Source organism: Pseudonocardia lutea (assembly GCF_042658055.1).
In the GTDB taxonomy this organism is placed as follows: domain Bacteria; phylum Actinomycetota; class Actinomycetes; order Mycobacteriales; family Pseudonocardiaceae; genus Pseudonocardia; species Pseudonocardia lutea.
Map to the genome: position 1 here is coordinate 1 of NZ_JBHSQK010000042.1, position 6083 is coordinate 6083.

Here is a 6083-nt window from a genome sequence, read left to right on the forward strand (position 1 = left end):
CTTCACCTCGATCCTGATCCTGATCGCCTTCCCGATCCTGACCGCGGCGCTGTTCGGGCTGCTCGCCGACCGCCACCTGCGGGCGCACGTGTTCGACCCGGCCAACGGCGGGTCGATCCTGTGGCAGCACATGTTCTGGTTCTTCGGCCATCCCGAGGTCTACATCGTGGCGCTGCCGTTCTTCGGGATCGTCACCGAGATCTTCCCGGTGTTCAGCCGCAAGCCGTTGTTCGGCTACAAGGGGATGGTCTTCGCCAGCGTCGCCATCACCATCCTGTCCTCGGCGGTGTGGGCGCACCACATGTTCGCCACCGGCGCGGTCCTGCTGCCCTTCTTCTCGCTGACCACGTTCCTGATCGCGATCCCCACCGGCATCAAGTTCGTGAACTGGATCGGCACGATGTGGAAGGGCAAGCTCACCTTCGAGACGCCGATGCTGTTCGCCGTCGGGTTCCTGGTCACGTTCCTGTTCGGCGGGCTGACCGGGATCCTGCTGGCCTCCCCGCCGATCGACTTCCACGTCCACGACACCTACTTCGTGGTGGCGCACTTCCACTACGTGCTGTTCGGCACGATCGTGTTCTCGGTGTTCGCCGGGATCTACTTCTGGTTCCCGAAGATGACCGGCCGGCTGCTCGACGAGCGGCTCGGGAAACTGCANCGCCGGTATGTGGACTATCTGCCCACCGACCAGTTCGCCACCCTGCACATGGTCTCGTCGGCCGGGGCGTTCCTGCTGGGCGTCTCGACCCTGCCGTTCCTGTGGAACGTCTTCCGCAGCTACCGGTACGGGCGGCGGGTCACCGTGGACGACCCGTGGGGTTTCGGGAACTCCCTGGAGTGGGCCACCTCCTGCCCGCCGCCGCGGCACAACTTCAGCGAGCTGCCCCGGATCCGCTCCGAACGACCCGCCTTCGAGCTGCACTACCCGCACCTGGTCGAACGCTTCCGCGCCGAGGCACACGCCGGCGGACGGCCCTCGCCCTACGAACACGCCGCCCAGGCCGCCGGGCGCGAGCAGCAACCCGACGACGACCCGCGCTCGCGATGACCACTCCGGACCCCGACAGCGTGGAGAACCTGGCCTGGCTGCGAGACCAGGTCGACCGGGCGGTGCCCGACGTGCGCCGCAGCGAATGCACCATCGGCGCGGCCACCGCACTGGGCGTGCTGTGCGGCAGCCTGCCGGTGCTGCTCTTCCTCGTCGTCGTCGTGCTGAACATGATGTGAGCGAGGAGAACGATGCCCGGGACATGGCTGCTGGGACACCCCACCGACACCGCCGACCGCCCCGACCCGGCGACCAGGAGCGAGCCCCCTCGGGTGGTCCTCCTGTCGGTACAGGCCTCTGACGGCCACGACGACCCCGACGGTGACCGGGGTGACGACGGGGAGCCCACGCCGAAGCACGAGGTTGCCGGATCGTCGCTCCACGAGCTCGCCCGCCTGGCCGAGACCGACGGGCTGCGCGTGGTCGGCGAGCTCACCCAGACCCGCACACGCCCCGACCCGGCGACCTATGCAGGCTCGGGCAAGGTCGACGAGCTGGCACGACTCGTCGACGCGGTCGGCGCGGACCTGGTGGTCGTCGACGGCGACCTCGGCCCCGGCCAGATCCGCAACCTGGAGGACCGGGTGGGTGTCCGGGTGGCCGACCGGACGGCGCTCATCCTCGACATCTTCGCCGAGCACGCCCGCTCCAGCGAGGGCAAGGCACAGGTCGAACTGGCGCAGCTGGCCTACCAGCTACCCAGGCTGCAGGGCGGGACCCAGGGGCTGTCCCGGGTCGGTGGCGGACGGGTGGCCGGCGGCGCAGGCATCGGCGTGCGCGGCCCGGGCGAGCAACGTCTGGAGACCCAGCGGCGCCGGCTCCGCCGGCGGATGGCCACGCTGCGCGGCCAGATCGCCGAGCTCGCCCGGCGCCGCGAGACCACCCGGCACAGGCGGGCGCGCAACGCCGTGCCCTCGGTGGCCCTCACCGGCTACACCAACGCCGGCAAGTCCTCGTTGCTCAACCGCCTGACCGGAGCGGAGGCCCTCGTCGAGGACGCCCTGTTCGCGACCCTCGACCCGCTGGTGCGCCGCGTCCAGCTGCCCGACGGGTCGACCTGCACCCTGACCGACACCGTCGGCTTCGTCCGGCACCTGCCCCACCAGCTCGTCAACGCCTTCCGCTCGACACTCGACGAGGTCGCCGCCGCCGACGTCGTCCTGCACGTCGCCGACGCCTCGGCCCCCGACGTCCTCGACCAGATCACCACGGTCCGCGGCGTCCTCCGCGAGATCGGCGCGGGCCACCATCCCGAGCTGCTCGCCCTGAACAAGATCGACCTCGCGCCGGAGGGACGCATCGTGGCCCTCCGGCACCTCCACCCGGACGCGGTCCCGGTCTCCGCCCGCACCGGCGACGGCCTGCCGGAGCTGACCGAGGCGGTCGCGGCTCGGCTGCGGAGACCGGGCGCGGCCCTCAGGTGATGGGCGACCCGCCCGTGACGCCGAGGACCTCCGAGGTCATGTAGCTGGACTCCTGGGAGGCGAGGAACACGTAGAACGGGGCCAGCTCGGCGGGCTGCGCGGCGCGGCCCAGGGGCGCCTGGGCGCCGAAGGACTCCAGCTTCTTCTCGTCCATCGTGGCCGGGATCAGCGGCGTCCACACCGGTCCGGGCGCAACGGCGTTGGCGCGGATCCCGCGGTCGGTCAGGTTGTGCCCCAGGCCCTTGATGAAGTTGACGATGGCCGCCTTCGAGGTGGCGTAGTCGAGCAGGTGCGGGGAGGGCTGGAAGGCCTGCACCGAGGTCGTGGCGATGACCGAGGAACCGGGCGGCATGTGCGGGACCGCGGCCTTGGACAGCCAGAACAACGCGTAGACGTTGGTCTTCATCACGCGGTCGAACTGCTCGGTGGTGATGTCGTCGATGCCGCCGTCCTGCGACATCTGGTACGCGGCGTTGCTCACCAGCACGTCGATCCCGCCGAGCTCGTCGACCGCCCGCTGCACGACCTCCCGGCAGTTCTGCTCCTCACGCAGGTCGGTCGCCATCGTGACCGCCGTCCGGCCCGCCTCGCGCACCCAGCGCGCCGTCTCCTCGGCGTCGTCCTTCTCCGTCTCCAGGTAGGTGATCAGCACGTCGGCGCCCTCGCGGGCGAAGGCGATCGCGACGGCGCGGCCGATCCCGGAGTCGCCGCCGGTGATCACGGCCCGCTTCCCCTCGAGGCGCCCGGAGCCGCGGTAGGTCTCCTCGCCGTGGTCGGGCCGCACGTCCATGTCGGCGGTGCGGCCCGGCCACTCGACGGTCCGGTCGCCGCTGCCCGGCGCGGCGTGCTGCTCGGTCGGGTCCTGCTGGGTGAACTGGTCCTCGCCCATCTCCGCCTCCCTCGTGCTCGTCGGTCGGCAGGGACGTTCCCCGCCCGTCGGCGGTCAACCTCCCGACGACGCCGGCGCCGGTCACAGCCGGGCGGGCGCTGTGACCCACTCGTCAGGTCCGCTCCGGTGTCGGGGCGTGGGGCCGGGTACCCGCACGCGTGACACTCCGATTGTCCTGGGACCGCGGGGGCGCGGGCGAGCCGTTGCTGCTGCTCCACGGGCTCGGCAGCACGCACGACGACTTCGTCGCGGTACGGCCCCGGCTCGAGGACGGGTACGCCGTCCTGGCCCCCGACCTGCCCGGCCACGGCCGGTCGCCCGCCCTGCGCGGTCGCCCCACCGTGGCCGCGATCGTGGACGTGATCGAAGCCGATCTCGACGAGCTCGGGATCCGCCGCGTCCACGTCCTGGGCAACTCCCTCGGCGCGCGGCTGGCGCTGGAGCTGGCGAGCCGCGGGCGGGCGCGTTCGGTCGTCGCGATCGCCCCGAACGGGCTGAACGTGCTGCCCGAGCGGCTCTACCAGGGCGCCGCCCTGGGCCTCGCCCGGGTGGCGCTCCGCGGCGCCGCACCGTGGCTCGACGGGATGGTGCGGTCGGTGCTCGGCCGGACCGTGCTGCTCAGTGGTCTGCGGGCCGCACCGTGGCGCGCAGGTGAGCGCGAGGCCCGCGCCCTGAAGGCCGGGTTCGCCGAGTCCGAGGACTTCTGGCGGATGCTGTGGTGGGCGATCCTCGTCGACCTCCCCACCGGCACAGAGCGCATCGACTGCCCGGTCGTTCTCGCGCAGGGCACCGCGGACGTGATCGCCGCCGGGCAGACACCGCGCTACCTCTGCCTGATCGCCGGCTCCCGCTTCGTCCCGCTGCTCGGCGCGGGCCACGCCTCGCAGTCCGACGTGCCCGGGGCGATCGTGCGGCTGGTCCGCCGGGCCACGGGCGCCGCCGCGCGCGAGGGCCACGGCCCCGGCGCGACCTCCTTCATCGCCTGACCCCCGCCCCCGTCCCGGAAGAGGAACAGTGCAACTCACTCCCGTCGCCCAGCAGGTCGTCGTCGTCATGGGCGCGTCCAGCGGCATCGGCCGCGCCACGGCCCTACGGTTCGCCGAGCAGGGCGCCCGCGTCGTGGTGGCGGCGCGGGGTGGACCCGGCCTGCGGTCCCTGGTGGCCGAGATCGTGCCGGGTGGTGCAGGTCAACCTGCTCGGGCAGGTCCACGGGGCCAAGGCGGCGCTGCCACACCTGCGCCGCCGGGGCGGGGCGTTCATCGCGGTGTCCTCCATGGGGGCCAGACGGTCGATCCCGCTGCAGACCGCCTACTGCGCCTCGAAGCACGGGATCGACGGCTTCCTCGAGTCCCTGCGGGTCGAGCTCGAGCACGACGGCGTCCCGGTCAGCGTCACGCAGGTCCTGCCGGCGACGATCGACACCCCGCTGTTCGACAACGCGCGGACCAGGATCGGCACGAAACCGACGGCGCCGCCGCCCGCCTATCCGGCCCGCGTCGTCGCCGACGCCGTCGTGCACGCGGCCGGGCACCCGGTGCGGGACCTCGTGATCGGCGGCTCGGCCAAGACGCTGCTCACGGCGCAGGCGGTCGCGCCCCGCGCCGTCGACGTGCTCCTGCGCCGGTTCGGGCACCCGCTGCACGACACCGGGGAGCCGAAGCCCGCGGGCGCGCCGGACAACCTCGACGCACCGCTGACGCGGAACGACACCGTCGACGGCAGCATCGGGGGCATCACCGTGCGCGGAAGTGCCTACACCTGGTGGGAGGTGCACCGTCCGGTCACCGCCGTGGTCCGGGCCGTCGGCGGGCCGGTCGCCTCGCTCGCCCGGCGCCTGGTGCCCGGACCGGTCGCCACGACCGTGACGTCGGTCCTCGAGCGCGCGGTCCGGCCGACCGCCGCCGGCCGGCCGTCGCGCACCGACTCCGGCGTCAGAGCACGATCCGTGCGGTGAAGCCCTCGGGGCCGTGGAAGAACCCGATACCGGAGACGGCGCCGGCCGGCCGAGGACGGCGCGGTCCCTGCGGGCGACCACGCGGCGGCCCGACCCGGCACCTGACGAGTCCGGGCAGGATCACGCCGCCCCACATGATGGTCGCCCGCGACCGGTTGTCCGGACGTTTCCGCTGGTCAGGGCAAGTGTGGCGCCGGTGACACCGGAGCGTTCGCGGTCTTGACAACCGGATCGGGTGACGGGTTGAGTGCGGGACGTCCATCCAGAGCGGCCGAGAGACCCGGCTCGACGACGCCGCAGCAACCGCACCCCCGAGGGTGCCGGTGCTTCCGCCGGGATCGATGGGGGAGCCGTGCGCACCGGGAATCGGGGAAGCTGGTCCCGGCGCCGGCACGTCGACTTCTGCCGCACCGGGGCCGCGCTCTGTCGGTGACGACCACCACGTCCGCCCGCCGGCGAACCTGCCGGCCCGGCGGTCGCGCCCGTCGTCCCGACCCTGCGTCCTCCCGGAGCACCGCATGCCCGCCCCCTCCGACCTGCCCGCCCCCACGCCCGACGGCCACGTCCCGCTGTCGGTGCTGGACCTGGCGCCGATCGCGGCGGGCTCGACGGTGGCGGAGGCGCTGCGCAACACCGTCGACCTGGCCCGGCACGCCGAGCGGCAGGGCTACCGGCGGTACTGGCTGGCCGAGCACCACCTCAACCCCGGCGTCGCCGGGGCCTCGTCACCGCTGCTGATCCAGGCGGTCGCGCAGGCCACGAGCA

General features: G+C 73.1%; 7 protein-coding genes, 1 pseudogene and 1 riboswitch. Of the genes and pseudogenes, 7 read left to right on the forward strand and 1 reads right to left on the reverse strand.

The window, feature by feature from the left end; all coding sequences use genetic code 11:
• From ACFQH9_RS17205 to hflX, 3 genes are all read left to right on the forward strand, one after another.
• Positions 1-1051, forward strand: a 1051-nt coding sequence (locus ACFQH9_RS17205; RefSeq protein WP_379567152.1) for a cytochrome c oxidase subunit I, incomplete at its 5' end; no start/stop codon positions are given.
• Positions 1048-1230, forward strand: coding sequence for a hypothetical protein (locus ACFQH9_RS17210; protein WP_379567153.1), 183 nt, complete (start codon positions 1048-1050; stop codon positions 1228-1230). The genes ACFQH9_RS17205 and ACFQH9_RS17210, both read left to right, overlap by 4 nt.
• A 12-nt stretch (positions 1231-1242) precedes the next feature.
• The gene (gene hflX, locus ACFQH9_RS17215) at positions 1243-2475 is read left to right on the forward strand and encodes a GTPase HflX (RefSeq protein ID WP_379567154.1); all 1233 of its coding nucleotides are present in this window, start codon (positions 1243-1245) and stop codon (positions 2473-2475) included.
• Here the strand turns inward: hflX and ACFQH9_RS17220 are convergent.
• The gene (locus ACFQH9_RS17220; protein WP_379567155.1) at positions 2468-3364 is read right to left on the reverse strand and encodes an SDR family oxidoreductase; all 897 of its coding nucleotides are present in this window, start codon (positions 3362-3364) and stop codon (positions 2468-2470) included. The genes hflX and ACFQH9_RS17220 overlap by 8 nt on opposite strands.
• Positions 3365-3522: 158 nt before the next feature.
• Between ACFQH9_RS17220 and ACFQH9_RS17225 the strand changes: the two genes are divergently transcribed.
• The 4 genes and pseudogenes from ACFQH9_RS17225 to ACFQH9_RS17240 all read left to right on the forward strand — a co-directional run.
• Complete coding sequence (locus ACFQH9_RS17225) at positions 3523-4350, forward strand: alpha/beta fold hydrolase (RefSeq protein WP_379567156.1); 828 nt, start codon at positions 3523-3525, stop codon at positions 4348-4350.
• Between the two features lie 67 nt (positions 4351-4417).
• Positions 4418-4474, forward strand: a pseudogene (locus ACFQH9_RS32205) (hypothetical protein); the annotation flags it as partial.
• 70 nt (positions 4475-4544) lie between these two features.
• Positions 4545-5318, forward strand: a complete 774-nt coding sequence (locus ACFQH9_RS17235; protein WP_379567157.1) for an SDR family NAD(P)-dependent oxidoreductase — start codon at positions 4545-4547, stop codon at positions 5316-5318.
• 255 nt (positions 5319-5573) lie between these two features.
• Positions 5574-5666, forward strand: a riboswitch (SAM riboswitch).
• Positions 5667-5836: 170 nt separating this feature from the next.
• A partial coding sequence (locus ACFQH9_RS17240) for an LLM class flavin-dependent oxidoreductase (protein WP_379567158.1) occupies positions 5837-6083 on the forward strand: 247 nt, incomplete at its 3' end.